Annotated in this window: 29 protein-coding genes and 1 tRNA gene; 25 read left to right on the forward strand and 5 right to left on the reverse strand. The window is 59.8% G+C overall.

What is annotated here, in order from left to right:
* Positions 1 to 4: 4 nt before the first annotated feature.
* Together pilV and ACLBXN_RS03045 are read right to left on the reverse strand one after the other, a co-directional pair.
* The gene (gene pilV / locus ACLBXN_RS03040; RefSeq protein ID WP_447611092.1) at positions 5 to 613 is read right to left on the reverse strand and encodes a type IV pilus modification protein PilV; all 609 of its coding nucleotides are present in this window, start codon (positions 611 to 613) and stop codon (positions 5 to 7) included.
* Positions 604 to 1,098 (reverse strand): GspH/FimT family pseudopilin, encoded by a 495-nt coding sequence (locus ACLBXN_RS03045; protein ID WP_249334304.1) that lies wholly within the window; start codon positions 1,096 to 1,098, stop codon positions 604 to 606. The genes pilV and ACLBXN_RS03045 overlap by 10 nt, the downstream gene beginning before the upstream one ends.
* A 665-nt stretch (positions 1,099 to 1,763) precedes the next feature.
* Here ACLBXN_RS03045 and rpsO point away from each other — a divergent pair.
* From rpsO to ACLBXN_RS03155, 22 genes are all read left to right on the forward strand, one after another.
* A complete protein-coding gene (rpsO, locus tag ACLBXN_RS03050; protein ID WP_003057844.1) occupies positions 1,764 to 2,030 on the forward strand; it encodes a 30S ribosomal protein S15 in 267 nt (88 codons plus the stop codon).
* Between the two features lie 205 nt (positions 2,031 to 2,235).
* A complete protein-coding gene (gene pnp, locus ACLBXN_RS03055) occupies positions 2,236 to 4,479 on the forward strand; it encodes a polyribonucleotide nucleotidyltransferase (protein ID WP_447611093.1) in 2,244 nt (747 codons plus the stop codon).
* 131 nt (positions 4,480 to 4,610) lie between these two features.
* On the forward strand, positions 4,611 to 5,618 hold the full coding sequence (locus ACLBXN_RS03060; RefSeq protein WP_447611094.1) for an NAD(P)H-quinone oxidoreductase: 1,008 nt from the start codon (positions 4,611 to 4,613) through the stop codon (positions 5,616 to 5,618).
* Positions 5,615 to 6,361, forward strand: a complete 747-nt coding sequence (gene tpiA, locus ACLBXN_RS03065; protein WP_447611095.1) for a triose-phosphate isomerase — start codon at positions 5,615 to 5,617, stop codon at positions 6,359 to 6,361. Before ACLBXN_RS03060 ends, tpiA begins: the two co-directional genes overlap by 4 nt.
* Positions 6,362 to 6,418: 57 nt before the next feature.
* The gene (gene secG / locus ACLBXN_RS03070; RefSeq protein WP_447611096.1) at positions 6,419 to 6,802 is read left to right on the forward strand and encodes a preprotein translocase subunit SecG; all 384 of its coding nucleotides are present in this window, start codon (positions 6,419 to 6,421) and stop codon (positions 6,800 to 6,802) included.
* Between the two features lie 119 nt (positions 6,803 to 6,921).
* Positions 6,922 to 7,006 (forward strand) — tRNA-Leu (locus ACLBXN_RS03075).
* Positions 7,007 to 7,080: 74 nt separating this feature from the next.
* On the forward strand, positions 7,081 to 7,440 hold the full coding sequence (locus tag ACLBXN_RS03080) for an NADH-quinone oxidoreductase subunit A (RefSeq protein ID WP_003057834.1): 360 nt from the start codon (positions 7,081 to 7,083) through the stop codon (positions 7,438 to 7,440).
* A 22-nt stretch (positions 7,441 to 7,462) separates the two neighbouring features.
* A complete protein-coding gene (locus tag ACLBXN_RS03085; RefSeq protein WP_003057832.1) occupies positions 7,463 to 7,942 on the forward strand; it encodes a NuoB/complex I 20 kDa subunit family protein in 480 nt (159 codons plus the stop codon).
* Positions 7,943 to 7,951: 9 nt separating this feature from the next.
* Positions 7,952 to 8,563, forward strand: a complete 612-nt coding sequence (locus tag ACLBXN_RS03090; RefSeq protein WP_003057831.1) for an NADH-quinone oxidoreductase subunit C — start codon at positions 7,952 to 7,954, stop codon at positions 8,561 to 8,563.
* A gap of 29 nt (positions 8,564 to 8,592) precedes the next feature.
* A complete protein-coding gene (locus ACLBXN_RS03095; RefSeq protein ID WP_003076498.1) occupies positions 8,593 to 9,846 on the forward strand; it encodes an NADH-quinone oxidoreductase subunit D in 1,254 nt (417 codons plus the stop codon).
* Positions 9,843 to 10,334, forward strand: a complete 492-nt coding sequence (gene nuoE, locus ACLBXN_RS03100) for an NADH-quinone oxidoreductase subunit NuoE (protein WP_003057829.1) — start codon at positions 9,843 to 9,845, stop codon at positions 10,332 to 10,334. The genes ACLBXN_RS03095 and nuoE overlap by 4 nt, the downstream gene beginning before the upstream one ends.
* On the forward strand, positions 10,331 to 11,695 hold the full coding sequence (nuoF, locus tag ACLBXN_RS03105) for an NADH-quinone oxidoreductase subunit NuoF (protein ID WP_003057828.1): 1,365 nt from the start codon (positions 10,331 to 10,333) through the stop codon (positions 11,693 to 11,695). Before nuoE ends, nuoF begins: the two co-directional genes overlap by 4 nt.
* Positions 11,696 to 11,718: 23 nt before the next feature.
* Positions 11,719 to 13,836 (forward strand): NADH-quinone oxidoreductase subunit NuoG, encoded by a 2,118-nt coding sequence (gene nuoG, locus ACLBXN_RS03110; protein WP_447611097.1) that lies wholly within the window; start codon positions 11,719 to 11,721, stop codon positions 13,834 to 13,836.
* A complete protein-coding gene (gene nuoH / locus ACLBXN_RS03115; protein ID WP_447611099.1) occupies positions 13,833 to 14,909 on the forward strand; it encodes an NADH-quinone oxidoreductase subunit NuoH in 1,077 nt (358 codons plus the stop codon). The genes nuoG and nuoH overlap by 4 nt, the downstream gene beginning before the upstream one ends.
* A gap of 11 nt (positions 14,910 to 14,920) precedes the next feature.
* Positions 14,921 to 15,430, forward strand: a complete 510-nt coding sequence (gene nuoI, locus ACLBXN_RS03120) for an NADH-quinone oxidoreductase subunit NuoI (protein ID WP_003057824.1) — start codon at positions 14,921 to 14,923, stop codon at positions 15,428 to 15,430.
* Positions 15,431 to 15,464: 34 nt separating this feature from the next.
* Positions 15,465 to 16,145, forward strand: coding sequence for an NADH-quinone oxidoreductase subunit J (locus ACLBXN_RS03125; protein WP_003057823.1), 681 nt, complete (start codon positions 15,465 to 15,467; stop codon positions 16,143 to 16,145).
* The gene (gene nuoK / locus ACLBXN_RS03130) at positions 16,142 to 16,450 is read left to right on the forward strand and encodes an NADH-quinone oxidoreductase subunit NuoK (RefSeq protein WP_003057821.1); all 309 of its coding nucleotides are present in this window, start codon (positions 16,142 to 16,144) and stop codon (positions 16,448 to 16,450) included. Before ACLBXN_RS03125 ends, nuoK begins: the two co-directional genes overlap by 4 nt.
* Positions 16,451 to 16,480: 30 nt before the next feature.
* The gene (gene nuoL, locus ACLBXN_RS03135; protein ID WP_003057818.1) at positions 16,481 to 18,517 is read left to right on the forward strand and encodes an NADH-quinone oxidoreductase subunit L; all 2,037 of its coding nucleotides are present in this window, start codon (positions 16,481 to 16,483) and stop codon (positions 18,515 to 18,517) included.
* Positions 18,518 to 18,533: 16 nt separating this feature from the next.
* Entirely contained in the window at positions 18,534 to 20,009 is a 1,476-nt protein-coding gene (locus tag ACLBXN_RS03140) for an NADH-quinone oxidoreductase subunit M (protein WP_019043772.1), read from the forward strand.
* A 24-nt stretch (positions 20,010 to 20,033) separates the two neighbouring features.
* Positions 20,034 to 21,527, forward strand: coding sequence for an NADH-quinone oxidoreductase subunit NuoN (gene nuoN / locus ACLBXN_RS03145; RefSeq protein WP_003057815.1), 1,494 nt, complete (start codon positions 20,034 to 20,036; stop codon positions 21,525 to 21,527).
* Positions 21,528 to 21,583: 56 nt separating this feature from the next.
* Positions 21,584 to 21,889 (forward strand): DUF2818 family protein, encoded by a 306-nt coding sequence (locus ACLBXN_RS03150; protein ID WP_003057814.1) that lies wholly within the window; start codon positions 21,584 to 21,586, stop codon positions 21,887 to 21,889.
* A gap of 8 nt (positions 21,890 to 21,897) precedes the next feature.
* Positions 21,898 to 22,410 carry a DUF1178 family protein gene (locus tag ACLBXN_RS03155; protein ID WP_447611100.1) on the forward strand — a complete coding sequence of 171 codons (513 nt, stop codon included), beginning with the start codon at positions 21,898 to 21,900 and terminating at the stop codon, positions 22,408 to 22,410.
* Between the two features lie 33 nt (positions 22,411 to 22,443).
* Here the strand turns inward: ACLBXN_RS03155 and ACLBXN_RS03160 are convergent, their stop codons facing one another.
* The 3 genes from ACLBXN_RS03160 to ACLBXN_RS03170 are packed head-to-tail and all read right to left on the reverse strand — an operon-like array spanning position 22,444 to position 24,161.
* The gene (locus tag ACLBXN_RS03160; RefSeq protein WP_447611101.1) at positions 22,444 to 23,232 is read right to left on the reverse strand and encodes an anti-sigma factor family protein; all 789 of its coding nucleotides are present in this window, start codon (positions 23,230 to 23,232) and stop codon (positions 22,444 to 22,446) included.
* Between the two features lie 11 nt (positions 23,233 to 23,243).
* On the reverse strand, positions 23,244 to 23,771 hold the full coding sequence (locus ACLBXN_RS03165) for an RNA polymerase sigma factor (protein ID WP_447611103.1): 528 nt from the start codon (positions 23,769 to 23,771) through the stop codon (positions 23,244 to 23,246).
* Complete coding sequence (locus tag ACLBXN_RS03170; RefSeq protein ID WP_050872264.1) at positions 23,772 to 24,161, reverse strand: COG4315 family predicted lipoprotein; 390 nt, start codon at positions 24,159 to 24,161, stop codon at positions 23,772 to 23,774.
* Between the two features lie 319 nt (positions 24,162 to 24,480).
* On the opposite strand from ACLBXN_RS03170, the gene ACLBXN_RS03175 reads away from it, so the two are divergent.
* From ACLBXN_RS03175 to ACLBXN_RS03185, 3 genes are all read left to right on the forward strand, one after another.
* A complete protein-coding gene (locus ACLBXN_RS03175; RefSeq protein ID WP_447611104.1) occupies positions 24,481 to 24,684 on the forward strand; it encodes a hypothetical protein in 204 nt (67 codons plus the stop codon).
* Between the two features lie 195 nt (positions 24,685 to 24,879).
* A complete protein-coding gene (locus tag ACLBXN_RS03180; protein ID WP_447611105.1) occupies positions 24,880 to 25,650 on the forward strand; it encodes an ABC transporter ATP-binding protein in 771 nt (256 codons plus the stop codon).
* Between the two features lie 115 nt (positions 25,651 to 25,765).
* On the forward strand, positions 25,766 to 26,485 hold the full coding sequence (locus ACLBXN_RS03185; protein ID WP_003064410.1) for an ABC transporter ATP-binding protein: 720 nt from the start codon (positions 25,766 to 25,768) through the stop codon (positions 26,483 to 26,485).
* Positions 26,486 to 26,525: the final 40 nt, after the last annotated feature.

Genomic DNA, 26,525 nt, shown 5'->3' on the forward strand with positions numbered 1-26,525 from the left:
GTGACTATTGTGAGCAGTAGGCTGTAGAGCCAACGGTTTGGCAGCGTTCATCAAGGCTGATATATTGCAGATGGCAACTCATATAAGGGCTCTGCGAGTTATTGGCATCGATCTTTGGGCATTGAACGGCTGTGCCGGTCGAGTCCGTGGCACTGGTTGATGAAGAAACCCCAGCAGCATCTTCATTGGAGCGCCAGGCAAGCATCACTCCTAGAGACTTCCCATCGGCGGTGGCGAAAATCCTTGCTTTCCCCAGCGGGAGTGCATTCTTTGCTGAGTTTAGCCAAATGTATTTGTCGTAAAGGGCGAGCTGTGTAGCTGTGCAAGAGGCCCCGCTCGAGGAGCAGTCCACCGATGGCGCCGTAATTGATTGAGTAAGGTCTGTCCAGGTGGTTGTGTATTGGCTGGAATTGGCTATGCCGCTGGTTTGATTCTTTATTCTTTCACTTAAATCATTGACCAAACGATTGCTTTGGGTTCTTCGCATGGTGTCTTGAGTGTTGGAAAGTGTGCGCATCTGAACACCCAATATGCCTAATATTCCAAGTGCCGTTAATAGGATTGCTATTAATGACTCAAGTAAGGTGAAGCCATTTTGTTTATTCAAGCGCATGGAGGGTCCCCGATTACTTGAATTCTGCCCCCGGAACTTGTGCATATGCCTTGAGCGGGTGGATTTAAGTTTCCTCCTGCAGGAAGTATGTATATGCCTTTTGCGTTAATTCCGCTCATCTTTCCCCAGCGATCTAAAGAGATAGTTCCACTACTGCTTTTTACTGTTACTTCTATCCCCTTTGGCGGGGGTATATTTTTAATGCTAATTGAGTTTCCTGCCGAGTCAGCATAAAAAATGCTCCAGCCGCATCCCCAGTCTTCGTTGGTGCTGGCGACCGTACAGCCATCGGTATTATTTGGGGTTTTCTTTATGGTGACCCCCCCGCCGCGTTTTATGGCTTCTGTGCGGGCCAAATACAATGTGCTCACCATGCTTTCAGTAGTCGATTTGACATTCCATCGCTGAATCATGGGTGTAAAACTGGGTGCGACAACTGCGGTAAGCACGGCCAGCACGGCAATCACGGTCAACAGTTCGATCAAGGTGAAGCCATGGGCTTGCCTTCGTAGGCGGGGGGGCTGACCTGAAAAATACGAAGAAAGGTGCATGCTTGCATGGTAGATTGATGCAGCACTTTGTAACCATGGGCGGGACTGACGGTTGATTTTGCTAGACCTGCGGTGCCTATCAGCGCCTTCCGGGTGGTGGTCTCTGTGTAAACCCCGCACATGCCCCGGAGTTAGGCCTTCCCTGGCATTCCCGGTACAGCCGTCTGTCGCGTTCGGCGGTGGTCTCCTGCGAACTGCTGCGGATGTTTTGGATCTTGACCTTGCCGCTTTGCTTTTTGGCTGCCTTGTGGCTGCGCTCACCGGATGCATTGGCGGCTAGCACTGGCAGGTTGGCAAATGCGACGGCTGTCAGGGCTGCGGTGCAGAGTTGGGCAAGCGAACGGCGTCTCAGAAATCTGGCCATGGCGCGTCCTTGGCTGGAGTGGATGGGCAGATTGTCCGGGTCAGCTTCAGGCATGGGCAAGCGGGTTTGCCTGCCTTGATCCAAAGGCTTGCCCTGCGGTTGTATCGGGAATAAATCGCCTCTTGATATAATCGCTAGGTTTTGCATGGTGCAAGACGCACGCTGAGGCCTTTCCAGTCTTGGCGCAAGTAACCAAGGTGCTCCTCGTCGAGTGCCAAATCCTAAGGAAAACAAAATGATCGCTGCCGATAAGAAGGCTGAAGTTGTCAAGGCCAATGCCCGTTCCGAAAACGACACTGGTAGCCCCGAAGTGCAAGTGGCTCTGCTGACAGCTCGCATCAACGAACTGACTCCCCACTTCAAGGCTAACGCCAAGGACCACCACGGTCGTCGCGGTCTGCTGCGCATGGTGAGCCGTCGCCGCAAGCTGCTGGACTACCTGAAGTCCAAGGACGCTGACCGCTACACAGCACTGATCGCCAAGCTGGGCCTGCGCAAGTAAGCACGGTGAAAGATCGAAACGCCTGAGTTAGATTACCTAGCTCAGGCGTTTTTTACTTCGGAGTTCGCAAAACAGAGCGAAGCTGTGTCATTCCAATGCTGCACTATTTGTAGCGCGTAGCGCAGCACTGGAATGGCATCGTGTTCTGTTTGCACTCCAAATCAAGACTGGATAAGCGCATCCAGCTATTCATAAAGGAGTCAATATGACCATGTTCAACAAAGTTACCAAGACCTTCCAGTGGGGCCAGCATACGGTCACCATGGAAACCGGCGAAATCGCCCGCCAGGCCTCCGGCGCCGTGCTGGTCAACATCGACGACACCGTGGTGCTGGCCACTGTCGTGGGTTCCAAGATCGCCAAGGCCGGCCAGGACTTCTTCCCCCTGACCGTTGACTACATCGAGAAGACTTATGCAGCCGGCAAGATCCCCGGCAGCTTCTTCAAGCGCGAAGCCAAGCCTTCCGAGCTGGAGACGCTGACCTCGCGTCTGATCGACCGTCCCATTCGTCCCCTGTTCCCCGAAGGCTTCTACAACGATGTGCATGTGGTCATCCACACCATCTCGTTGAATCCCGAAGTCGACGCCGACATCGCCGCCATGATCGCTGTCTCCGCTGCCTTGGCAGTGTCGGGCCTGCCTTTCAACGGCCCTATCGGTGCAGCCCGCGTGGGTTACATCAACGGCGAATACGTGCTGAACCCCGGTCAGACCCAGCGCAAGGATTCGCAGATGGATCTGGTCGTTGCCGGTACCGAATCCGCCGTGCTGATGGTCGAATCCGAAGCCCTGCAACTGCCTGAAGAAGTGATGCTGGGCGCCGTGGTGTTTGGCCACGAGCAAGGCAAGATCGCCATCGACGCCATCCATGATCTGGTGCGCGAAGGCGGCAAGCCCGCATGGGACTGGACTGCTCCCGCCAAGGACGAAGCGCTGATCGCCAAGGTGGTCGAGCTGGGCGAAGCCAAGCTGCGCGCCGCTTACCAGGAGCGTAACAAGCAGGTGCGTACCCTGGCTTGCCGCACGGCCTACGCCGATGTCAAGGCCGCCTTGACCGAGCAGGGCGTGGCGTTCGACGGCGTCAAGGTTGAAGGCATGCTGTTCGACATCGAAGCCGGCATCGTGCGTTCGCAGATCCTGGCGGGCGAGCCCCGTATCGACGGCCGCGACACCCGTACCGTGCGCCCCATCGAGATCCGCAACTCCGTGCTGCCCCGCACTCACGGATCCGCGCTGTTCACGCGTGGTGAAACCCAGGCCCTGGTGATCTCTACGCTGGGTACCGAGCGCGACGCTCAGAAGATCGACGCACTGGCTGGCGAGTTCGAAGACCGCTTCCTGTTCCACTACAACATGCCTCCCTTTGCCACCGGTGAAGTGGGCCGCATGGGCTCGACCAAGCGCCGTGAAATCGGCCACGGCCGTCTGGCCAAGCGCGCCCTGGCCGCTTGCCTGCCGACCAAGGAAGAATTCCCCTACACCATCCGCGTGGTGTCGGAAATCACCGAGTCCAATGGCTCCTCGTCCATGGCTTCGGTCTGCGGCGGCTGCCTGTCCATGATGGACGCCGGCGTGCCCATGAAGGCGCATGTGGCCGGTATCGCTATGGGTCTGATCAAGGAAGACAACAAGTTCGCCGTGCTGACCGACATCCTGGGTGACGAAGATCACCTGGGTGACATGGACTTCAAGGTGGCCGGTACCACCAACGGCATCACCGCCCTGCAGATGGACATCAAGATCCAGGGCATCACCAAGGAAATCATGCAGGTTGCCCTGGCTCAGGCCAAGGAAGCGCGCATGCACATCCTGGGCAAGATGCAGGAAGCCATGGGCGAAGCCAAGACCGAAGTCTCCAGCTTCGCGCCCAAGCTCTACACCATGAAGATCAACCCCGAAAAGATCCGTGACGTGATCGGCAAGGGTGGCGCCACCATCCGTGCGCTGACCGAAGAGACCGGCACCCAGATCAACATCGAGGAAGACGGCACCATCACCATTGCTGCCACCGACGGCGCCAAGGCTGAAGCTGCCAAGCTGCGCATCGAGCAGATCACGGCCGAAGTCGAGATCGGCAAGATCTACGAAGGCCCCATCGTCAAGATCCTGGAATTCGGTGCCCTGGTCAACCTGCTGCCCGGCAAGGACGGTCTGCTGCATATCAGCCAGATCGCCCACGAGCGCGTGGAGAAGGTCACTGACTACCTGCAAGAAGGTCAAGTGGTCAAGGTCAAGGTTCTGGAAACCGACGACAAGGGTCGTGTCAAGCTGTCCATGAAGGCGCTGACCGAGCGTCCCGCCGGCATGCCCGAGCGCGAGCCGCGTGAACCCCGTGGCGATCGCGAGTACCGCGAACGTGCTCCTCGTCAGAATCGCGAACCCCGCGAAAGCCGCGAGCCGCGCGAGAACCGCGCAGCCGCTGACGAGCAGCAACAACAGCAGCAGTAATGGCTGAGCAGGAGGTCGTCGTGAGGCGGTCTCCTGCTTTGTTGTTTGCTGGCTGATCCTGATTTTGTAGCTGCCAGCGCTTTCTGCATAAGCGTTCAAGCCTGATTTCTTTGATAGAGCAAAGCCTGACTATGGAAGCCAACACAATGCGAGCGGTGGAAATCACCAGCTATGGCGCGCCAGACGTGCTGCGCATGGGTGTACGTCCCATGCCGGTGGCGGCTGAGGGGGAGGTGCTGATTTGCGTTGCCGCGAGCGGCATCAATCGCCCCGATGTGCTGCAGCGCAAAGGTCATTACGCACCACCTCCCGGTGCCTCCGATCTTCCGGGGCTTGAGGTGGCGGGTGTGATCGTGGCGGGCGACGAGGCGGCCATGCGCAAGGCGGGCTTCAAGCTCGGCGACCGTGTCTGCGCGCTGGTGGCTGGTGGCGGCTATGCGAGTTTCTGCGCTGCGCCCGTGGACCAGTGTCTGCAGGTGCCGGAGGGCTTCAGCGACGTGCAGGCGGCGGCCTTGCCCGAGACCTTTTTCACGGTCTGGAGCAATGTGTTTGACCGGGGGGCTCTGCAGCCCGGCGAAACCTTGCTGGTGCAGGGCGGCAGCAGCGGCATTGGCGTGACGGCGATTCAGCTGGCCAAGGCCTGGGGGGCGACGGTCATTGTCACGGCTGGCAGTGATGCCAAGTGCGATGACTGCCTCAAGCTCGGAGCCGATCACGCCATCAACTACAAGACGCAGGATTTTGCGGCAGAGGTGCTGCGCATCACGTCGGGCGAAGGCGTCAACGTCATCCTCGACATGGTCGCCGGCAGCTATGTGGCGCGCGAAGTCCAGTGTCTGGCTCCTGATGGCCGCCTGGTCATCATCGCGGTGCAGGGCGGCGTCAAGGCCGAGTTCGATGCCGGTCTGGTGCTGCGCAAGCGCCTGACCGTGACCGGCTCCACGCTGCGCCCGCGCTCCGTGGCCTTCAAGGCGGCGATCGCCGAGGCGCTCAAGCGCAATGTCTGGCCCCTGCTGGAGTCCGGCAAGGTGCGCCCAGCCATTTATCGTGAATTCGATGCTGCTGACGCAGCGCAGGCTCATGCGCTGATGGAATCCAGCCAGCACACCGGAAAAATCGTTTTGACTTGGGAAACATGAAGCAAAAACTCATTGTTGGCAACTGGAAGATGAACGGCGGCCTGGCTGCCAATGCTGCTTTGCTGCAGGCCATCAAGCAGGGCTTGCCTGCGGACAACAAGGCGGGTGTAGCCGTGGCTGCTCCTGCTCCCTATCTGGCTCAGGTCCAGGCGGAACTTGCGGGTACTTCCATCGGTGTGGGCGCGCAGGATGTGTCCCTGCACGAGCAGGGTGCATTCACGGGCGAGGTTTCGGCCACCATGCTCAAGGAGTTCGGCGTGCGCTATGCGCTGGTCGGTCACTCCGAGCGTCGTCAGTATCATGGCGAGACTGATGCAGTGGTTGCCGCCAAGGCTCAAGCTGCCTTGGGCAAGGGCATCACGCCCATCGTCTGCGTGGGCGAGACCCTGGCGGAGCGTGAAGCCGGTCAGACCGAAGCCGTGGTCAAGCGTCAGCTGGCAGCCGTGATTCATCAGGTTGGCCACTGCGTGAGCGAGCTGGTCGTGGCCTACGAGCCCGTCTGGGCCATAGGCACCGGCAAGACCGCCTCGCCCGAGCAGGCCCAGCAGGTGCATGCCGTTCTGCGTGCGCAACTGGCTGCTGCCAGCGACAAGGCCGCTCGCGTGCCTGTGCTTTACGGCGGCAGCATGAATGCAGGCAATGCGGCACAGTTGCTGGCTCAGGCCGATATTGATGGTGGCCTGATCGGTGGCGCGGCTCTCAAGGCTCCGGATTTCCTCACCATTATTGCGGCAGCGCAATAATTCGTCTGCGCCGCACTCCGGTGCGGTGCGCAATGATTCAGACTTTTAGGTTTTGATATGAACGTCTTTTCCAGCGTCATTCTCGCGGTCCAGATGCTGGCCGCTCTGGGCATGATCGGCCTCATCCTCATGCAGCACGGCAAGGGTGCCGATATGGGGGCTTCCTTTGGCAGTGGCTCGTCGGGCAGCCTGTTTGGCGCCTCGGGCAGTGCCAACTTCCTGTCGCGTTCCACGGCGGCTCTGGCCACGGTGTTCTTTGTGGCGACATTGGCACTGGCTTATCTGGGCAATGCCCGTCCGGTGAGCTCGGGCAGCGTGCTCGAGGGCGCTCCTGTTTCGGCTCCTGCGCCTGCTGCCGCTGTGCCGCCTGCAACTACCGGTGATACCGCCGTACCTCCTGCTGCTCCTGCAGAGGGTGCAGCCCAGATTCCAACAAAATAAATTAAGAAAATCCTGAAGAACCCCGAAGAGTGGGGTTTTTCAGGCTAGAATCTAGGGATTGTCTGGGGATCAGAATCTTTGCAACGAAGGTTCCAGAGATTGCCAGACTTTGAGACGAAGCCGTCGTGGTGGAATTGGTAGACACGCTATCTTGAGGGGGTAGTGGCGAAAGCTGTGCGAGTTCGAGTCTCGCCGACGGCACCAACACATAACTAAAAACCTGCCCTGCTGATCAGGCAGTGATCGGTGAGGCATGTTTTCATAACAAGGCCCACTCGATGAACATCGATCAGTACCTTCCCGTTCTTCTGTTCATTCTTATTGGCATGGCTGTGGGTGTAGTACCCCTGGCTCTCGGCTACGTGCTGGGTCCCAACCGCCCTGATGCCGCCAAGAACTCTCCCTACGAATGCGGTTTCGAGGCGTTTGACGACGCTCGAATGAAATTCGATGTGCGCTATTACCTGGTCGCCATCCTGTTCATTCTGTTTGACTTGGAAATCGCATTTCTGCTGCCCTGGGCTGTCGCACTCAAAGATGTTGGCGGCGTGGGTTTTGTTGCTGTCCTGATTTTCCTGGCCATTCTGGTCGTGGGCTTTGCCTACGAGTGGAAAAAAGGCGCCCTGGATTGGGAATAAGCAGCTTTTCTGAGGAAACACGATGATCGAAGGCGTGATGAAGGAAGGCTTCGTCACCACCAGTTATGACACGGTGGTGAACTGGGCCAAGACAGGGTCGATCTGGCCCATGACGTTTGGCCTGGCCTGCTGTGCGGTGGAGATGATGCACGCAGCTGCTGCCCGCTATGACATCGGTCGCTTCGGCTCCGAAGTGTTCCGTGCCAGCCCCCGCCACTCTGACCTGATGATTGTTGCCGGCACGCTGTGCAACAAGATGGCTCCCGCGATGCGCAAGGTCTATGACCAGATGTCCGAGCCGCGCTGGGTCATCTCCATGGGCTCCTGTGCCAATGGTGGTGGTTACTATCACTACAGCTACTCGGTGGTGCGCGGTTGCGATCGCATTGTTCCCGTCGACGTCTATGTGCCTGGTTGCCCTCCGACAGCGGAAGCGCTGATCTACGGCATCATCCAGCTGCAGCAGAAGATTCGTCGTACCCACACCATCGCTCGCGTTTAAAGGGCTGAGATGACTGCAATTGCTATTCACCCCGAAAAGCTTCGGGATGTGGTTACGGCTGCCTTGGGTGACAAGGTGCGCTCTGTCACTCTGGCCTACGGCGAAGTGACGGTGGAAGTGTCTGCTGGCCAGTATCTGGACGTGATGCAGATCCTGCGCAATGCGCCGGACTGCCAGTTCGAGATGCTGCTGGATCTGTGCGGCGTGGACTACTCCACTTATGCGGAAGTCGGTAAGGACGGTCCGCGTTTTGCCGTGGTGTCTCACCTGATGTCCCTGACGCTGAACCAGCGTCTGCGTGTGCGCGTGTACTGTGCCGATGACGATTTCCCCGTGGTGGCTTCGATCAACCCGATCTGGAATTCGGCCAACTGGTTCGAGCGCGAAGCGTTCGATCTGTTCGGCATCGTGTTCGAAGGTCACGAGGACCTGCGCCGCATCCTGACCGACTATGGCTTCATCGGCCATCCGTTCCGCAAGGATTTCCCCCTGTCCGGTCACGTGGAAATGCGCTACGACGCCGAACAGCAACGTGTGGTGTACCAGCCCGTCACGATCGAGCCGCGCGAAATCACGCCGCGCATCATTCGTGAAGAAAACTACGGCGGAGGCCTGCACTAAAGGCGCACGTCGCCTTTTGACGGAAGACCATGGCTGAAATCAAGAACTATTCCCTGAACTTTGGTCCGCAGCACCCGGCAGCGCACGGTGTGCTGCGTCTGGTGTTAGAGCTCGATGGCGAAGTGGTGCAGCGCGCCGACCCGCACATCGGTCTGCTGCACCGCGCGACCGAAAAACTGGCCGAAAGCAAGACCTACATCCAGTCGCTGCCCTATATGGACCGCCTGGACTACTGCTCGATGATGAGCAACGAGCATGCTTACTGCCTGGCTATTGAAAAACTGATGGGCATCGAAGTGCCTATTCGCGCCCAGTACATCCGCGTGATGTTCTCGGAAATCACCCGCATCATGAATCACCTGATGTGGCTGGGTTCCTCGGGTAACGATGCTGGCAGCTCGACCATCCTGATCTACAGCTTCCGTGAGCGTGAAGCGCTGATGGACATGTACGAAGCGGTGTCGGGTGCGCGCATGCACGCGGCCTACTTCCGTCCCGGTGGCGTGTACCGCGATCTGCCGGACAGCATGCCCCAGTACAAGGCCAGCAAGGTGCGCAATGTGCGCTCCATGGAGGCCATGAACGAAGACCGCAAGGGCTCGCTGCTGGACTTCATCGATGCTTTCACGCAGCGCTTCCCCAAGTGCGCGGACGAGTACGAAACCCTGCTGACCGACAACCGTATCTGGAAGCAGCGTAATGTCGGCATCGGTGTGGTGTCTGCAGAGCGTGCCATCAATCTGGGCCTGACCGGTCCCATGCTGCGCGCTTCGGGCCTGCCCTGGGACATGCGCAAGACCCAGCCCTACGAGGTCTACGACAAGCTGGACTTCGATATTCCTGTGGGTGCGACGGGCGACTGCTACGACCGCTATCTGGTGCGCATGGCCGAGATGCGCGAGTCCAACAAGATCATCAAGCAATGCGTGGACTGGCTGCGTGTCAATCCCGGCCCGGTGATCACGGACAATCACAAGGTTGCGCCCGCCAGCCGTGAAGCCATGAAGTCCAACATGGAAGAGCTGATTCACCACTTCAAGCTCTTTACCGAAGGCTTCAAGGTTCCCGAAGGCGAGGCTTACGCTTCCGTCGAGCATCCCAAGGGTGAGTTCGGCATTTATTTGATCAGCGATGGCGCCAACAAGCCCTATCGACTGAAGATTCGTCCACCAGGATTTGCGCACATGGCTGCTCTCGATGAACTGAGCCGTGGCCATATGCTGGCTGACGCCGTGATGGTGCTCAGTACCCTGGACATCGTGTTTGGAGACGTTGACCGATGATTACCGAAGCGACCAGAGAACGCTTTGCGCGTGAGGTGGCAAAGTATCCGGCTGACCAGAAACAGTCTGCCGTCATGGCTTGCCTGTCTATCGTGCAGCAGGAGCAGGGCTGGGTCAGCCAGGAAAGCGAGGCAGTGATTGCCGAAGTCCTGGGCATGGCCGAGATTGCGGTGCACGAAGTCACCACTTTCTACAACATGTACAACCAGCAACCCGTTGGCAAGTACAAGTTGAATGTCTGCACCAATCTGCCATGCCAGTTGCGCGACGGCTACAAGGCCTTGCATCACCTGGAGCACAAGCTGGGCATCAAGATGGGCGAGACCACCAAGGATGGCCTGTTCACGCTGCAACAGTCCGAGTGCCTGGGCGCCTGCGCCGATTCACCCGTGATGCTGGTCAATGACCGTTGCATGTGCAGCTTCATGAGCAACGAAAAGCTCGACGAGCTGGTCGACGGTCTGCGCGCAGCGGAGGGCAAGGCATGAGCACGATTCTGAACAATCCTGCCGCCAATGCCGTGCTGGCCAAGTTCGCATCGACCGGCAACGAAACCTGCTTCCACGACCGTCACATCAACCCCCAGATCTATGCGGATCTGAACGGCAGCAACTGGTCCATCAAGGACTACGAAGCACGCGGCGGCTATCAAGCCCTGCGCAAGCTGCTGGGCAAGGATGGAGGCGAAGGCCTGACGCAGGATCAGGTCATCGCGACGCTCAAGGAATCCGGTCTGCGCGGCCGTGGCGGTGCGGGCTTCCCCACGGGTCTGAAGTGGAGCTTCATGCCCCGCCAGTTCCCCGGTCAGAAGCATCTGGTCTGCAACTCGGATGAGGGCGAACCCGGCACCTGCAAGGACCGCGACATCCTGATGTTCAACCCGCACATCGTGATCGAAGGCATGATCATTGCCGCTTTCGCGATGGGCATCAGCATCGGCTACAACTACATCCACGGTGAAATCTTCGAAGTCTATGATCGCTTCGAGGCGGCCCTGGAAGAAGCCCGTGCTGCCGGCTACCTGGGTGACAACATCCTGGGCAGCAGCTTCAGCTTCCAGCTGCATGCCCACCATGGCTTTGGCGCCTACATCTGCGGCGAGGAAACCGCGCTGCTGGAATCGCTGGAAGGCAAGAAGGGCCAGCCCCGCTTCAAGCCGCCGTTCCCCGCCAGCTTTGGTCTGTACGGCAAGCCCACGACCATCAACAACACCGAGACTTTCGCGGCCGTTCCCTGGATCATCCGCAACGGTGGCCAGGCCTATCTGGAATGCGGCAAGCCCAACAACGGCGGCACCAAGATCTTCTCGGTCAGCGGCGACGTGAACCTGCCCGGCAACTACGAAGTTCCCATGGGTACGCCTTTCAGCAAGTTGCTGGAACTGGCGGGCGGCGTGCGCACCGGTCGCAAGCTCAAGGCAGTGATCCCTGGCGGCTCTTCGTCGCCCGTGCTGCCTGCCGACATCATCATGGACTGCACGATGGACTATGACTCCATCTCCAAGGCGGGTTCCATGCTGGGTTCGGGCGCCGTGATCGTGATGGATGATTCGCGCGACATGGTCGAGTGCCTGCTGCGTCTGTCGTACTTCTATTCGCACGAGTCCTGCGGCCAGTGCACGCCCTGCCGTGAAGGCACGGGCTGGCTGTGGCGCGTGGTGAACCGTATTCAGCACGGCGAAGGCCGTCCGGAAGATATCGAGCTGTTGGACTCGGTATCCGTGAACATCATGGGCCGCACCATCTGTGCGCTCGGCGACGCGGCAGCCATGCCGGTTCGCGCCATGATCAAGCACTTCCGCCACGAGTTCGAAGCGAAGATCCAGAACGCTTCCAAACAGGCTGCATGAGCGCCTGATCGCGAGACAAGCATATGGTTGAAATTGAACTGGACGGAAAAAAGGTCGAGGTGACGGAAGGCAGCATGGTCATGCATGCAGCCGAGAAGGCCGGCACCTACATTCCTCACTTCTGCTACCACAAGAAGCTATCCATTGCGGCCAACTGCCGCATGTGCCTTGTGGATGTGGAAAAGGCTCCCAAGCCCATGCCCGCCTGCGCCACGCCAGTGACGCAGGGCATGATCGTGCGCACCAAGAGCGAGAAGGCCATCAAGGCACAACAGTCGGTGATGGAGTTCCTGCTCATCAATCACCCGCTGGACTGCCCCATCTGCGACCAGGGCGGCGAATGCCAGCTCCAGGATCTGGCAGTGGGTTATGGCAGCAGCTCTTCGCGCTACGAAGAAGAAAAGCGTGTGGTCTTCCACAAGAATGTGGGGCCGCTGATTTCCATGGAGGAAATGAGCCGCTGCATTCACTGCACACGTTGCGTGCGCTTTGGCCAGGAAGTGGCCGGCGTCATGGAACTGGGCATGATTCACCGCGGCGAGCACTCCGAGATCACCACGGTGGTGGGCGATAGCGTGGACTCCGAGCTGTCGGGCAATATGATCGACATCTGCCCCGTGGGCGCGTTGACCAGCAAGCCCTTCCGCTACAGCGCCCGCACCTGGGAACTGTCGCGCCGCAAGTCGGTGGCTCCGCACGACTCCACGGGTTCCAACCTGATTGTTCAGGTCAAGAACCACAAGGTCATGCGCGTTGTGCCCTTCGAGAACGAAGAAGTCAACGAATGCTGGATTGCCGACCGTGACCGCTTCTCCTACGAAGCGCTGAACAGCGACGAACGCCTCACCAAGCCCATGCTCAAGCAGGGCGGCGAGTGGAAGGAAGTCGACTGGCAGACTGCTCTGGAATATGTGGCCAACGGCCTGCAGCAGATCAAGAACAACCATGGCGCCAGCGCCATCGGCGCTCTGGTCAGCCCGCACAGCACGGTGGAAGAGCTGTTCCTGGCTGGCAAGCTGGTGCGCGGTATCGGCAGCGAGAACATCGACTACCGTCTGCGCAATGCCGAGTTTGCTGCCACGCAAGGCGTGCAGTGGCTGGGGCTGCCCATCGCCGCACTGAGCACTCTGCAGTCGGCTCTGATCGTGGGCTCCAACCTGCGCAAGGACCATCCGCTGTTCGCACAGCGCATCCGCCAGGCTGCCAAGAAGGGCTGCAAGGTCTTCGCCATCAACGATCGCGTCTATGACTGGGCCTTGCCCGTCAACGCATCGGTGGTCGCAGCCGGCGACTGGGCTCAGGCCCTGGCCGATGTGGCCGCTGCCGTGGCCGAAGCCAAGGGTGTCTCGGCTCCCGTGGCAGGTCAGGTCCATGACGAAGCCAAGGCGATTGCCGCCGCCCTGCTGGCCGGCGAGCAAAAGGCCGTGCTGCTGGGCAATGCCGCAGCGCACCATGCTCAGGCTTCCGCACTGCTGGCTCTGGCCAACTGGGTTGCCGAGCAGACCGGCGCCGCCGTGGGCTATCTGACCGAAGCCGCCAACACCGTGGGCGCGCAATGGGTCAAGGCCATGCCTGCTGGCAACGGTCTGAATGCGGCTCAGATGATTGATGGTGGCCTGAAGGCTGCCATCCTGCTGAACAACGAGCCCGAGTTCGACAGCGCTGCCGGCAAGGCCGCCATCGCAGGTCTGAACAAGGCCGAGATGGTGGTGACACTGAGCCCCTTCAAGGCCAACCTGGAATTCAGCGATGTGCTGTTGCCCATTGCTCCGTTCACGGAAACCTCGGGCAGCTTCGTCAACGCCGAAGGCCGTTTGCAAAGCTTCCATGCCGTGGTCAAGCCTCTGGCCGACACACGTCCCGCATGGAAGGTGCTGCGCGTGCTGGCCAACCTGATGGGTGTTCAGGGCGTGGACTATGAAACGTCGCAAGACGTGCTGGCTGAGGCCACTGGTGGCGCTGCCCAAGTGCCCGCCAATGTGCTGAGCAACACGGCCCAGGCCGTGAGCGCAGTGCCTGCCGGCTCTGTGACTGCGCCTGCAGTCGCCAGCATTTACCAGCTCGACAGCATCGTGCGCCGCGCTACGTCGCTGCAATTGACGGCTGACGCTCGTCAGGTTCGTGAGGGAGGCGCCGCATGATCGACGCATTGAAAGCCTGGGGCGCGGGCCTGTCCGCTGCTCCTTTCTGGATCGATGTGGCCTGGCCCCTCATCTGGATTCTGCTCGGCATCGTGGCCATCGTGGCTCCCCTGATGGGTGCCGTGGCCTACCTCACGCTGTGGGAACGCAAGCTGCTGGGTTTCATGCAAATCCGTCTGGGCCCCAACCGCGTGGGTCCTTCGGGTCTTCTGCAGCCTCTGGCTGACGGCCTGAAGCTGCTGACCAAGGAACTGATTCAGCCCACGGCAGCTGCCAAGGGCCTGTTCTATGTGGGTCCGGTCATGGCCATCATGCCGGCCCTGGCCGCCTGGGTGGTGATTCCCTTCGCTCCCGATGTGGCCCTGGCCAACGTGAACGCAGGTCTGCTGCTGCTGATGGCCATCACTTCCATCGAAGTCTATGGCGTGATCATTGCGGGCTGGGCTTCCAACTCCAAGTACGCCTTCCTGGGCGCACTGCGCGCCTCGGCTCAGATGGTGAGCTACGAAATCGCGCTGGGCTTCTGTTTCCTGGTGGTCATCATGGTCACGGGCAGCATGAATCTGTCGGCCATCGTGATGAGCCAGGGTCAAGGCCAGTTCGCATCCATGGGCATGAGCATCCTGTCCTGGAACTGGCTGCCTCTGCTGCCCATCTTCATCGTCTACCTGATCTCGGTCGTTGCCGAAACCAACCGTCACCCGTTTGACGTGGTCGAAGGCGAAGCCGAAATCGTGGCAGGTCACATGGTCGAGTACTCGGGCATGGGCTTTGCGGTCTTCTTCCTGGCCGAATACGCGAGCATGTGGCTGGTCTCCATCCTGGCCGTGATCATGTTCCTGGGCGGCTGGCTGCCTCCGTTCGACTTCCTGGGCTTCATCCCCGGTTGGATCTGGCTGGCGATCAAGACCTTCCTGGTGGTGTCGTGCTTCATCTGGATTCGCGCTACCTTCCCGCGCTTCCGTTATGACCAGATCATGCGTCTGGGTTGGAAGATCTTCATTCCCGTCACCCTGGTGTGGCTGGTGGTTGTGGGTGCTTGGCTGTACTCGCCCTGGAACATCTGGAAATAAGCGGAGTACGTATGTCTGCAGTAGCTGCAACACCTTTCTCCTTCAAGGATTTCCTCAAGAGCTTCATGCTCTGGGAACTGGCCAAGGGCATGGCCCTGACTGGCCGCTACACCTTCCGTCGCAAGATCACGGTGCAGTTCCCTGAGGAAAAAACACCTCAGTCGCCACGCTTCCGTGGTCTGCACGCCCTGCGCCGTTATGAAAACGGCGAAGAGCGCTGCATTGCCTGCAAGCTTTGCGAGGCCGTGTGCCCTGCCATGGCCATCACCATCGAGTCCGATGTGCGTGACGACGGCTCGCGCCGTACCACGCGCTACGACATCGATCTGACCAAGTGCATCTTCTGTGGCTTCTGCGAAGAAAGCTGCCCGGTGGACTCCATCGTGGAGACGCACATCTTCGAATACCACGGCGAAAAGCGCGGTGATCTCTACTTCACCAAGGACATGCTCCTGGCAGTGGGTGACCGTTATGAAGCCGAGATCGCTGCCAACAAGGCGGCAGATGCCAAGTACCGCTGAAGCGGCTCCTTGATCACTTGAAAAGATTCGATCCATGGACGCCAAAACTGGTTTTTTCTATCTGTTCTCGGTCGTGCTGCTGTTTGCAGCCTTCCGGGTTGTCACGGCCCGCAATCCTGTGCATGCCGTGCTCAATCTGATTCTGGCCTTCTCGCAAGCGGCTGCCATCTGGCTGCTGCTCAAGGCTGAATTCCTCGGCATCGCTCTGGTGCTGGTCTATCTGGGCGCTGTGATGGTGCTGTTCCTGTTCGTGGTGATGATGCTCGATATCCGTATCGACGCCATGCGCCGCGGCTTCTGGAAGCATTTCCCGTTTGCGGCCCTGATCGGTGTGCTGATCGCCTTTGAAATGGGCATGGTGCTGATGGGTGGCTTCGGCGACGTCGAAGACGCCAAGGCCGTCGGCACGACCATGGTCAATGCCGCCGGCCAGACCGTTCCCTACTCGAACACACAGGCTCTGGGCAAGCTGCTGTACACGGAATACCTGTATCCCGTGGAAATTGCAGCCGTGATCCTGCTGGTGGCCATGATTGCCGCAATTGCCCTGACGCTGCGCAAGCGCAAGGACAGCAAGGCCATGAACCCCGCAGATCAAATCCGTGTGCGCGCCTCCGACCGCATCAAGCTGGTCAAGGTCGACAGCACCAAGCCTGCACAAAAACCTGACGCTGAAGCTGCGGCTGCAGCGCCTGCTGTGGAGACAAAAGCATGACGCTGACTTTGGGCCACTTCCTGACGCTGGGTGCCATGCTGTTTGCACTCTCCGTGGTTGGCATCTTTCTGAACCGCAAGAACCTGATCGTCTTGCTCATGGCCATCGAGCTGATGCTGCTGGCCGTGAACATGAACTTTGTCGCGTTTTCCAGCTATCTGGGCGACATGCACGGCCAGGTGTTCGTGTTTTTCATCCTGACAGTGGCTGCTGCTGAATCGGCCATCGGTCTGGCGATCTTGGTGCTGCTGTTCCGTAACAAGACAAGCATCGATGCGGAAGATCTCAACGCCCTCAAGGGTTGAGTCCGCCGTAACTTGCAAGGTTCTCAAGAAATGAGTCAAACCCTTTCTGCATCCATGCTGCTTGCGGTGCCGTTGGCACCGCTGGTCGGCTCCGCACTCGCGGGTATCTGGGGCACGGCCTTTGGCGGCAACAAGATTGGTCGCACCGGCAGCAGCTCCCTGACGATTCTGGGAGTGCTCGTGGCCTTCGTTCTGTCGGCCCTCACGTTCCAGGCTGTCGTGTTCGACGGCGCAACGTTCAACGAGACCATCTACACCTGGATGGTCGTCGGCGGGCTGAAGATGGAAGTCGGTTTCCTGATCGACTCCATCACGGTGATGATGATGTGCGTGGTGACCTTTGTGTCGCTGATGGTGCACATCTACACCATGGGCTACATGGAGGAAGACGACGGCTACAACCGTTTCTTCTCCTATATCTCGCTGTTCACCTTCTCCATGTTGATGCTCGTCATGAGCAACAACCTGTTGCAGCTGTTCTTCGGCTGGGAAGCTGTGGGCCTGGTGTCCTACCTGCTGATCGGCTTCTACTACAAGAAGCCCACGGCCATCTTCGCCAACATGAAGGCCTTCCTGGTCAACCGCGTGGGTGACTTCGGCTTCATTCTGGGCATTGGTCTGATCGCTGCCTACACCGGCACGCTGAACTATTCTGAAATCTTCGCCAAGCTGCCCGAGATCCAGAACACCCAGCTGCCCGGCACGGGCTGGCTGCTTGTGACCGTGACTGCCATCTGCCTGTTCATCGGCGCGATGGGCAAGTCGGCCCAGTTCCCGCTGCATGCCTGGCTGCCGGACTCCATGGAAGGCCCCACGCCTATCTCCGCGCTGATTCACGCGGCGACCATGGTGACGGCCGGCATCTTCATGGTGTCGCGCATGTCTCCCCTGTACGAGCTGTCGGACGTTGCGCTGAACTTCATCCTGGTGATCGGCTCCATCACGGCGCTGTTCATGGGTATCCTGGGCATCATCCAGAACGACATCAAGCGCGTGATCGCGTACTCCACGCTGTCCCAGCTGGGCTACATGACCATCGCTCTGGGCGTTTCGGCCTACTCGGTGTCCGTGTTCCACCTGATGACCCACGCCTTCTTCAAGGCTCTGCTGTTCCTCGGTGCCGGCTCCGTCATCATGGGCATGCACCACAATCAGGACATCCGCTGGATGGGCGGCGTGCGCAAGTACATGCCCATCACCTGGATCACCTTCCTGCTGGGTAACCTCGCGCTGATCGGCACGCCTTTCTTCTCGGGCTTCTACTCCAAGGACGCCATCATCGAGGCGGTTCACGCTTCCAACCTGCCTGCAGCCGGCTTTGCCAACTTTGCCGTGCTGGCCGGTGTGTTCATCACGGCTTTCTACTCCTTCCGCCTGTACTTCATCGTCTTCCACGGCAAGGAGCGCTACGACCAGAATCCCGATGCGCACCATGATGACCACCATGGTCATGACGACCACGGCCACGGTCATGACGCCAAGCCCCATGAGTCGCCTCTGGTGGTGACCGGTCCCCTGATGCTGCTGGCCATTCCTTCGGTGGTGATCGGTGCGATTGCGCTGATGCCGATGCTGTTTGGCGACTTCTTCAAGGGCGTGATCCACGTCGATGGCTCCAAGCACGGTGCCATGGCCGAACTGGCCGAGCAGATTCACGGCTGGGTGCCGATGGCACTGCACGGCTTCACGGCCGCGCCGTTCTGGCTGGCTCTGGCCGGTGTGGTGGTGTCCTATGTGTTCTACATGGTCAAGCCCGAGATTCCTGCCGCCATCATGGCTTTCTCCAAGAAGATTGGTCTGTACCAGGTTCTGGAAGGCAAGTACGGCGTGGACTGGGTGTACGAGAACATCTTCGCCCGCGGCGCCCGTGCCTTCGGTACCTTCTTCTGGAAGGCCGGCGATCAGGCCATCATCGATGGCGCCATCGTCAATGGCTCCTGGAAGCTCATGGCCAAGTTCGGTCAGTGGGTGCGTGGCCTGCAAACAGGCTATCTCTATCACTACGCGTTGGTCATGCTGCTGGGTATCGTTGCCCTCATGACGTACTTCGTGTGGCTCAACAAGTAGTAGGGGAAAAACAAAAATGGGTTTGTTGAGTCTTTCTATCTGGGTGCCGATCGCTTTCGGCGCCCTCCTGCTGGCCTTCAGCAAAGAAGGGCAGGCCAACGCGGTGCGCTGGCTGGCCCTGATCGGCGCGCTGATCGGCTTTGCGGTGACCATTCCTCTGATCACCGGCTTCGACACCACGACTGCCAATATGCAGTTTGTGGAAAATGCACTCTGGATTGAGCGCTTCAACATCCACTACCATCTGGGCGTGGATGGCATCTCCATGTGGTTTGTGCCGCTGACAGCCTTCATCACCGTCATCGTGGTGATCGCCTCCTGGGCCAACATCACCGAGCGCGTGAACCAGTACATGGGCGCGTTCCTGATCCTGTCGGGTCTGATGATCGGTGTGTTCGCTGCCATGGACGGCATGCTGTTCTACGTGTTCTTCGAGGCAACCCTGATCCCGATGTATCTGATCATCGGTATCTGGGGCGGCCCGAACCGTATCTACGCGGCCTTCAAGTTCTTCCTGTACACCTTGATGGGCTCGCTGCTCACGCTGGTCGCACTGATCTATCTGTACACCCAGTCGGGCGGCAGCTTCGAGATCCTGGACTGGCACAAGCTGCCCCTGTCCGGCACCGCACAGACGCTGATCTTCTTTGCCTTCTTCGCCGCTTTTGCCGTGAAGGTGCCCATGTTCCCGGTTCACACCTGGCTGCCCGACGTTCACGTCGAAGCGCCTACCGGTGGTTCCGCCGTGCTGGCCGCCATCATGCTGAAGCTCGGTGCCTATGGCTTCCTGCGCTTCTCGCTGCCCATCGCTCCCGATGCGGCGCATGAGTGGTCGGGCCTGATGATCACGCTGTCGCTGATTGCCGTGATCTATGTGGGTGTGGTGGCTCTGGTGCAAAAGGACATGAAGAAGCTGGTGGCTTATTCGTCCGTGGCGCACATGGGTTTCGTGACTCTGGGCTTCTTCATGTTCAACAGCCTGGGCATTGCCGGCGGCCTGGTGCAGATGATCGCCCACGGCTTCGTGTCCGGCGCGATGTTCCTGTGCATCGGCGTGCTGTACGACCGCGTTCACTCGCGTGAGATCGCCGCTTACGGCGGCGTGGTCAACACCATGCCCAAGTTCGCTGCCTTTGCCCTGCTGTTCGCCATGGCCAACTGCGGTCTGCCCGCCACTGCCGGCTTCGTCGGCGAGTGGATGGTGATCCTGGGCGCCGTGCAATACAACTTCTGGATTGGTCTGGGCGCTGCAACCGCTCTGATCTTCGGCGCTGCCTACACCCTGTGGATGTACAAGCGCGTGTACCTGGGTGACGTGGCCAACGACCATGTGGCTGAACTCAAGGACATCAACTGCCGCGAATTCCTGGTGCTGGGCGTGCTGGCTGCGGCTGTGCTGGTCATGGGTCTGTATCCCAAGCCCTTCACCGATGTGATGGATGTGTCTGTGGCAGAGCTCATCAAGCATGTGGCTGTGAGCAAGCTCAACTGACCAGACTGAAACGAGAGACACGAGATGATTGACAACATCAGCTGGCTGGCGATCTACCCGGAGATCACTCTCCTGGTCATGGCCTGCGTCATTGCCTTGGTGGACCTGGGCATCAATAGTGCCCGTCGCACCGGCACCTATGTTCTGACCATGCTCACCCTGCTTGTCGTAGCGGTGATGCAGGGCATGTACGCCGCAAGCGGCAATACCTTCTACGGCTGGGGCAACATGGTTGTCTCGGACGCCATGGGCAACTGGCTCAAGTGCTTTGCCACTATCGCCATGATGATCACCATGGTCTACGGTCGCCCCTATGCGGCCGAGCGCGACATGCTGCGTGGCGGTGAGTTCTTCACACTGTCCATGCTGGCCCTGCTGGGCATGTTCATCATGATCAGCGGCAACAACTTCCTGGTTCTGTACCTGGGCCTGGAGCTGCTGACCCTGTCGAGCTATGCGCTGGTGGCTCTGCGCCGCGACCACACCGTGGCCGTCGAAGCCGCCATGAAGTACTTCGTGTTGGGTGCCATGGCTTCCGGTTTCCTGCTGTACGGCATGTCCATGCTCTATGGCGCCACCGGTTCGCTGGATATCGGCCAGGTCTTCAAGGCCATCAATTCCGGTGAAATCAAGCACCAGGTGCTGGTCTTCGGTCTGGTCTTCGTGGTTGCCGGTCTGGCCTTCAAGCTGGGCGTGGTTCCCTTCCACATGTGGGTGCCCGACGTCTACCAGGGCGCGCCTACGGCCATCACCGCCCTGATCGGCGGAGCGCCCAAGCTCGCTGCCTTTGCCATGACCATCCGCCTGCTGGTGGACGGCCTGCTGCCCCTGGCCATCGACTGGCAACAGATGCTGATGGTTCTGGCCGTCTGCTCGCTGCTCATCGGCAATCTGGCCGGTCTGCAGCAGACCAGCCTCAAGCGCATGCTGGCTTACTCGACAATTTCCCAGATGGGCTTTGTGCTGCTGGGCCTGATGTCGGGTGTGGTGGATGGCAAGGTCGATCCTGCCACCGTCGAAAACGCCTACAGCTCGGCGATGTTCTACATCGTGACCTATGTGCTGACCGCTCTGGCTTCCTTCGGCGTGATCCTGCTGCTGGCCCGTGAAGGCTTTGAAAGCGAAGAGATTGCCGATCTGGCCGGCCTGAACCAGCGCAGCCCGCTGTACGCCGGCGTGATGGCCATCTGCCTGTTCTCCATGGCCGGTATTCCTCCGCTGGTCGGCTTCTACGCCAAGCTGTCCGTGCTGCAGGCACTGGTCGCTTCGGGCAGCAGCCTGTACATCGGTCTGGCCGTGTTTGCCGTGATCATGTCGCTGATCGGTGCCTTCTATTACCTGCGCGTGGTCAAGGTCATGTACTTTGATGCTCCAATCACTGCTACCAGCGTGTCTGCTCCTCTGGATGTGCGCGTTGTGCTGACGATCAACGGTGCGCTGGTTCTGCTGCTGGGTATCCTGCCTGGCGGGCTGATGGCCTTGTGCGCTGACGCCGTTGTGCGTGCCCTGGCTTCCTGATAAGACGAACGTGATGAGGGCTTGATGCCCTCATCGCTTTTTCTAGGAATGGCTTTGTGTCTATAACCGCCTCTATCTGGCTCATCATCTTGGCTGCCCTTGTGGCAGCCAATTTGCCTTTTATCAACCAGCGTCTGGGCATTGTCGGCCCCGTCATGGCCGGTCGCAAACCGCTGTGGGTGCGCCTGCTGGAAATGATTGCCCTGTATCTGCTGGTGGGCGGCCTGGGCTTGCTGCTGGAGCGCCGCGCCGGCCAGATATCTCCCCAAGGCTGGGAGTTCTATGCCATCACTGCTACGCTGTTTCTGACGCTGGCATTTCCCGGCTTTGTTTATCGCTATCTGGTTCACCGCAAGGGTTGAGTGGCGCCATGAAAGTGCTTGATCTTCACTGCCCTGCAGGCCATGTCTTCGAAGGCTGGTTTGCTTCGGAAGATGATTTTCAGAATCAGCTGCAGCGCCAGCTGGTGCAATGCCCTGTTTGCGGCGACAGCGATGTGACCAAGCGCTTGAGTGCTCCCCGTCTCAATCTGGGCGCACAGCCGCCCAAAGCTGCCCAGGCTTCGCAACCGGCCCCTGCCGCAGCGCCGGCAGTTCCCACGGCCAGTCCCGAAATCAGCGCCGAGGCACGCGCACACCTTCAGTCCATGCAGGCAGCATGGATGCAGTGGTCGCGCAAAGTCGCGCAAAGCAGCGAGGATGTCGGCAAAAAATTTGCCGAAGAGGCGCGCCGCATTCACTACGGCGAAACCGAGGAACGCGCCATTCGCGGTCAGACCAGTGCCCGGGAGGCCATGGAGCTGATCGAAGAGGGTATTGGCGTCCTGCCCCTGGCCTTGCCCGAGTCGGCCAGCGGCGAAGGTGGCAGCGGCAGCCTGCAATAGGACAACCCGGCCTCCGGTCGGAGGCCTGCGGCATCAGTTCAGCTGCTGATAGACCGCGTTGGCCAGAGCCTGCAGGCGCTCGCGCGGCAGGGAAGCACTCAAGGCATAGCCTTGCCGGCCCTCTATCCAGTAAAAGCCATGGCTTGCGCCGTCGCTGCTCCACTGAAAGGAGGCAGGGGCGGAAGCTGCGGCCGTCTCGGGATTGAGCACCGAGACATACAGGGTGATGCGCTGGCCTGCCTGATCCTCGTACATGAACTGGGCGCGGGCCTGTCCGGTCTCTCCGGGCAGCAGCCGCCCGCCCATGAGATGAAAGCCCTGGGCTTCCAGCACCGGGGGCTTGAGCGCAACGCCCAGCCGCTTGGACAGCCACTGCACCAGATGCGCCTGCTGCTGCGCCGCTACCTCGACGGGGTGGCGCTGCTCGGGCACATAGACGGCATGGGCAGCGGCCGCCTCGCGCACAAAGCCCGGCAGCTGCGCAAGCGTCGCAGCGGGCTGCGAAACCGATGTCTGCCGACCTGCACCATAGCCCAGTCCCAGGCCCACGCTGAGCATGATGCCTGCGGCCAGCGCATGCGGCCAGCGCCACTGCAGGGCCGGTTTTTGCAGGGATCGGATGAGCCGGGGCGGTACCGGTTCTTCGAGCAATTGCGCATGCAGAGCCTGAAGGCCGGCGTTCTGGGCCTGAATGGCGGCCATGCGCGCTGCTTCATCGGGGTGTTCGGCCAGCCATTGCGCCACCGCCGCAGCGGCATCGGGCTGCAACTCTCCATCCACCCAGGCATGCAGCGTGGCTTCATCGGGGCGCTGGGGTGTCATTGCACTTTCCTTCATTTGACAGCCCTCAACACGGTCGTCGCGGGTCTTTCTCCTTCCATGAGGCGCCTGAGCTGCTCGCGGGCGCGCGAGAGGCGCGACATCACCGTTCCCACGGGAACGCCCAGCATCTGCGCGGCTTCGCCATAGCTGAACTGCTCCATGCCGATCAGCAGCAATACCTCGCGGGCCTGCGGCGTGAGATGGGCCAGGGCCCGCTCCAGATCCAGCTGCAGTGCCAGTCTGGGCATGGGGTCGTGGGGCGTGTCCTGGGCCTCGTCAAGCGCCACCGTGCGATGCCGGGAGGACTGCTGCCACTGATTGGCGTAGAGGTTGTGCATCAAGGTCAGCAGCCAGCTGAGCAAGGCCTTTTGCACCTGCTCGGCCGTAGCGGCGGCCGGCGGCTGCCACAGGGCCCACTTCTGGCAGGCGCGCTCGAGAGTGTCCTGGACCAGATCGTCTGCCAGCGCAGCATCGCCCGCCAGCGCGCGCGCATAGCGGCGCAGGCGGGGAATATGGACCAGAGCGGCGTCGACCTTCACTCAAGGCTTGGCGACATGCCAGCTATTGTTGAGGAAGCCGTCACCCGTCATGTCGCCGGGCTTGGCATCCTTGACCCAGTGATAGAGGGGGCGGCCCTTGTAGGCCCATTGCTTGCTGCCGTCGTCGCGCATCACCACGGTCCAGTCGCCGATCGGCGCCGCATTCGCAGGTGCCATCAGAGGCGGCCAGTTGGTGGCGCAGCCGCCGTTGCAGACGCTTTTTCCGGAGCCTGCGGCATCCTTGTCAAAGACGTAGAGCGTCATCTGGGTCGGTCCTACCAGCACGCCATTGAGGGTGGTGGCAGGGGACTTGGCCGGGGCGGCCGGGCCGGTCGAGCAGGCCGCCAGCAGGGCGGCAGAAGCGAGCGTCAGCGAAGCGATGCGAAACATGAGGTCTCTCCTTGTGGTTGACCAGCAGTAAACAGTTCTGCACGGGGTTTTATTCCATGCGTTTTCAGGCAGGAACTCAAGGGCAGCGCAGCCGGTTTTTCAGACATGCGCTTCTGCTTCGATGAAAAAGTATTTTGATAGCTGCTATCGAACGTCAGCTATGTATTTCAAAAATAAAGCCATGTGAAACTCATATAAATAAAGCGAAAGCAGCTTCTGAATCAATAGCGGAATGGCTGATCTTTGTCGTCCTGGGTTTTTGAGGGCGACAAATAGCAAGCATATTTGCGCGGATTGGGCTAGTAACCAAGTTACTCCAGTGGGCATTGAGAAACTCAGGGTTTACGGCATCAGGGGCAATCAGGGGAGCGCTGTGCTGCGGGCGCATATTCCATTTCGTCTCATTAATATTGATAGCGCAATACATATAAGGGATAAGCTTTTTGCAGCTTCCGAAGTGGATGCTGACATCCTTTGGATTGCCGCTGCCTCCAGTGCGACCGGTTTGCTGCCGGTATTTTGAAGTTTGTAATTACTCCTGTTTTGGATACTTGTTTTACAAGGGATTAGGGAAAGCATAAGTATCGCCGGGCACCACTCCTAGGAGTTTCCCGCTGCGGCACTGCAGCATGAAAGACCAAGATGCCGCTCAGGCAGAGGAAGCACGGCAAGGTGCTGCCCTCTTTGTTTTGCAGCATTCAGGACTGACGGCCAGCGCATGAGCGACCTTATTCTCGAAACCAGGCAACTCACCAAAGAGTTCAAAGGCTTTACCGCGGTCAGCAAGGTGGATCTGGCCGTGCAGCGTGGCTCCATTCACGCGCTGATCGGGCCCAATGGCGCGGGCAAGACTACTTGCTTCAATCTGCTGACCAAGTTTCTGGAGCCCACTTCCGGGAGCATTCAGTTCAACGGGGCAGACATTACCGGCGAGGCGCCGGCACAGATTGCGCGACGCGGCGTGATTCGTTCGTTTCAGATTTCCGCCGTCTTTCCGCATTGCACCTTGCTGGAGAACGTGCGCATCGGCCTGCAGCGCAAGCTGGGCACGGCCTACCAGTTCTGGACCAGCGAAAAGACGCTCAATCAGCTCAACGACCGCGCCATGGAGTTGCTGACCGAAGTCGGTCTGCAGGACCTGGCCGATGAAGTGACCGTGAACCTGCCCTATGGACGCAAGCGCGCCCTGGAAATTGCGACCACGCTGGCCATGGAGCCCGAGCTGATGCTGCTGGACGAGCCCACGCAGGGCATGGGCCATGAAGACGTGGACCGCGTGACCCAGCTCATCAAGAAGGTCTCGGCCGGTCGCACCATCCTGATGGTGGAGCACAACATGAAGGTGATCGCCACCATCGCCGATCGCATCACCGTGCTGCAGCGTGGCGCGGTTCTGGCCGAAGGTCGCTATGAAGAGGTTTCCCGCAATCCGCAGGTGATGGAGGCCTATATGGGGACCACGGACGGGCAGCTCCAGGGGGCGCATTGAATGCTCCCCTGTGCCGCTCACGCGGCTTCCCCCTGAGGGGGACGGCAGCCTCGGTGCGGGGCGGCCCTTCCTCGCTGCCTCTTTGATGGTTTCGTGCGTGATTTGAGTGATACGAATGAATAAGACAAGTACTCCGGCGCTGGAAATTTCGGGACTCAATGCCTGGTATGGCGAATCCCATGTGCTGCATGGCATGGATCTGGTGGTCAATCCCGGCGAGGTGGTGACCCTGCTGGGCCGCAATGGCGCGGGGCGCACTTCCACGTTGCGCGCCATCATGGGGCTGACCGGCTCGCGCAAGGGCTCGATCAGGATCAACGGCGTGGAAACCATTCACATGCCCACGCACAAGATCGCCCACCTGGGCGTGGGCTACTGCCCCGAGGAGCGCGGCATTTTCTCCAGCCTGTCCTGCGAAGAGAACCTGATGTTGCCGCCGCCGCTCAAGACCGGCGAACCGGGTATGAGCATCGACGAGATCTATCAGATGTTCCCCAATCTCTATGAGCGCAGGAACAGCCAGGGCACGCGCCTGTCGGGCGGCGAACAGCAGATGCTGGCCGTGGCGCGGATTCTGCGTACGGGTGCGCGCCTGCTGCTGCTCGACGAGATTTCCGAAGGCCTGGCCCCCGTCATCGTCCAGACCCTGGCTCGGATGATCACCACGCTGCGCGAGAAAGGCTACACCGTGGTGATGGTGGAGCAGAACTTCCGTTTTGCCGCCCCGCTGGCCGACCGCTTCTATGTGGTCGAGCACGGCCATGTCGCCCTGCGCTTCGGGGCCAGCGAGCTGGACGAGAAGATGTCCGTGCTCAACGAGCTGCTGGGCGTCTGAGCCTTCAAGCACCTCCCATTCGTTCACAACAGAGATCCAA

It is taken from the genome of Comamonas sp. C24C, from assembly GCF_053345995.1.

Bases quoted from the DNA above. Each gene is read 5' to 3' on its own strand.
- ACLBXN_RS03180 (WP_447611105.1), top strand. From the start codon at position 24,880: ATGAGCGACCTTATTCTCGAAACCAGGCAACTCACCAAAGAGTTCAAA.
- ACLBXN_RS03160 (WP_447611101.1), bottom strand. From the start codon at position 23,232: ATGACACCCCAGCGCCCCGATGAAGCCACGCTGCATGCCTGGGTGGAT.
- ACLBXN_RS03140 (WP_019043772.1), top strand. From the start codon at position 18,534: ATGGGTTTGTTGAGTCTTTCTATCTGGGTGCCGATCGCTTTCGGCGCC.
- nuoF (WP_003057828.1), top strand. From the start codon at position 10,331: ATGAGCACGATTCTGAACAATCCTGCCGCCAATGCCGTGCTGGCCAAG.
- ACLBXN_RS03125 (WP_003057823.1), top strand. From the start codon at position 15,465: ATGGACGCCAAAACTGGTTTTTTCTATCTGTTCTCGGTCGTGCTGCTG.
- nuoL (WP_003057818.1), top strand. From the start codon at position 16,481: ATGAGTCAAACCCTTTCTGCATCCATGCTGCTTGCGGTGCCGTTGGCA.
- ACLBXN_RS03080 (WP_003057834.1), top strand. From the start codon at position 7,081: ATGAACATCGATCAGTACCTTCCCGTTCTTCTGTTCATTCTTATTGGC.
- nuoE (WP_003057829.1), top strand. From the start codon at position 9,843: ATGATTACCGAAGCGACCAGAGAACGCTTTGCGCGTGAGGTGGCAAAG.
- nuoK (WP_003057821.1), top strand. From the start codon at position 16,142: ATGACGCTGACTTTGGGCCACTTCCTGACGCTGGGTGCCATGCTGTTT.
- nuoG (WP_447611097.1), top strand. From the start codon at position 11,719: ATGGTTGAAATTGAACTGGACGGAAAAAAGGTCGAGGTGACGGAAGGC.
- ACLBXN_RS03155 (WP_447611100.1), top strand. From the start codon at position 21,898: ATGAAAGTGCTTGATCTTCACTGCCCTGCAGGCCATGTCTTCGAAGGC.
- nuoI (WP_003057824.1), top strand. From the start codon at position 14,921: ATGTCTGCAGTAGCTGCAACACCTTTCTCCTTCAAGGATTTCCTCAAG.
- pnp (WP_447611093.1), top strand. From the start codon at position 2,236: ATGACCATGTTCAACAAAGTTACCAAGACCTTCCAGTGGGGCCAGCAT.
- ACLBXN_RS03095 (WP_003076498.1), top strand. From the start codon at position 8,593: ATGGCTGAAATCAAGAACTATTCCCTGAACTTTGGTCCGCAGCACCCG.
- ACLBXN_RS03185 (WP_003064410.1), top strand. From the start codon at position 25,766: ATGAATAAGACAAGTACTCCGGCGCTGGAAATTTCGGGACTCAATGCC.
- nuoN (WP_003057815.1), top strand. From the start codon at position 20,034: ATGATTGACAACATCAGCTGGCTGGCGATCTACCCGGAGATCACTCTC.
- ACLBXN_RS03090 (WP_003057831.1), top strand. From the start codon at position 7,952: ATGACTGCAATTGCTATTCACCCCGAAAAGCTTCGGGATGTGGTTACG.
- secG (WP_447611096.1), top strand. From the start codon at position 6,419: ATGAACGTCTTTTCCAGCGTCATTCTCGCGGTCCAGATGCTGGCCGCT.
- nuoH (WP_447611099.1), top strand. From the start codon at position 13,833: ATGATCGACGCATTGAAAGCCTGGGGCGCGGGCCTGTCCGCTGCTCCT.
- rpsO (WP_003057844.1), top strand. From the start codon at position 1,764: ATGATCGCTGCCGATAAGAAGGCTGAAGTTGTCAAGGCCAATGCCCGT.
- ACLBXN_RS03170 (WP_050872264.1), bottom strand. From the start codon at position 24,161: ATGTTTCGCATCGCTTCGCTGACGCTCGCTTCTGCCGCCCTGCTGGCG.
- ACLBXN_RS03060 (WP_447611094.1), top strand. From the start codon at position 4,611: ATGGAAGCCAACACAATGCGAGCGGTGGAAATCACCAGCTATGGCGCG.
- pilV (WP_447611092.1), bottom strand. From the start codon at position 613: ATGCGCTTGAATAAACAAAATGGCTTCACCTTACTTGAGTCATTAATA.
- ACLBXN_RS03085 (WP_003057832.1), top strand. From the start codon at position 7,463: ATGATCGAAGGCGTGATGAAGGAAGGCTTCGTCACCACCAGTTATGAC.
- tpiA (WP_447611095.1), top strand. From the start codon at position 5,615: ATGAAGCAAAAACTCATTGTTGGCAACTGGAAGATGAACGGCGGCCTG.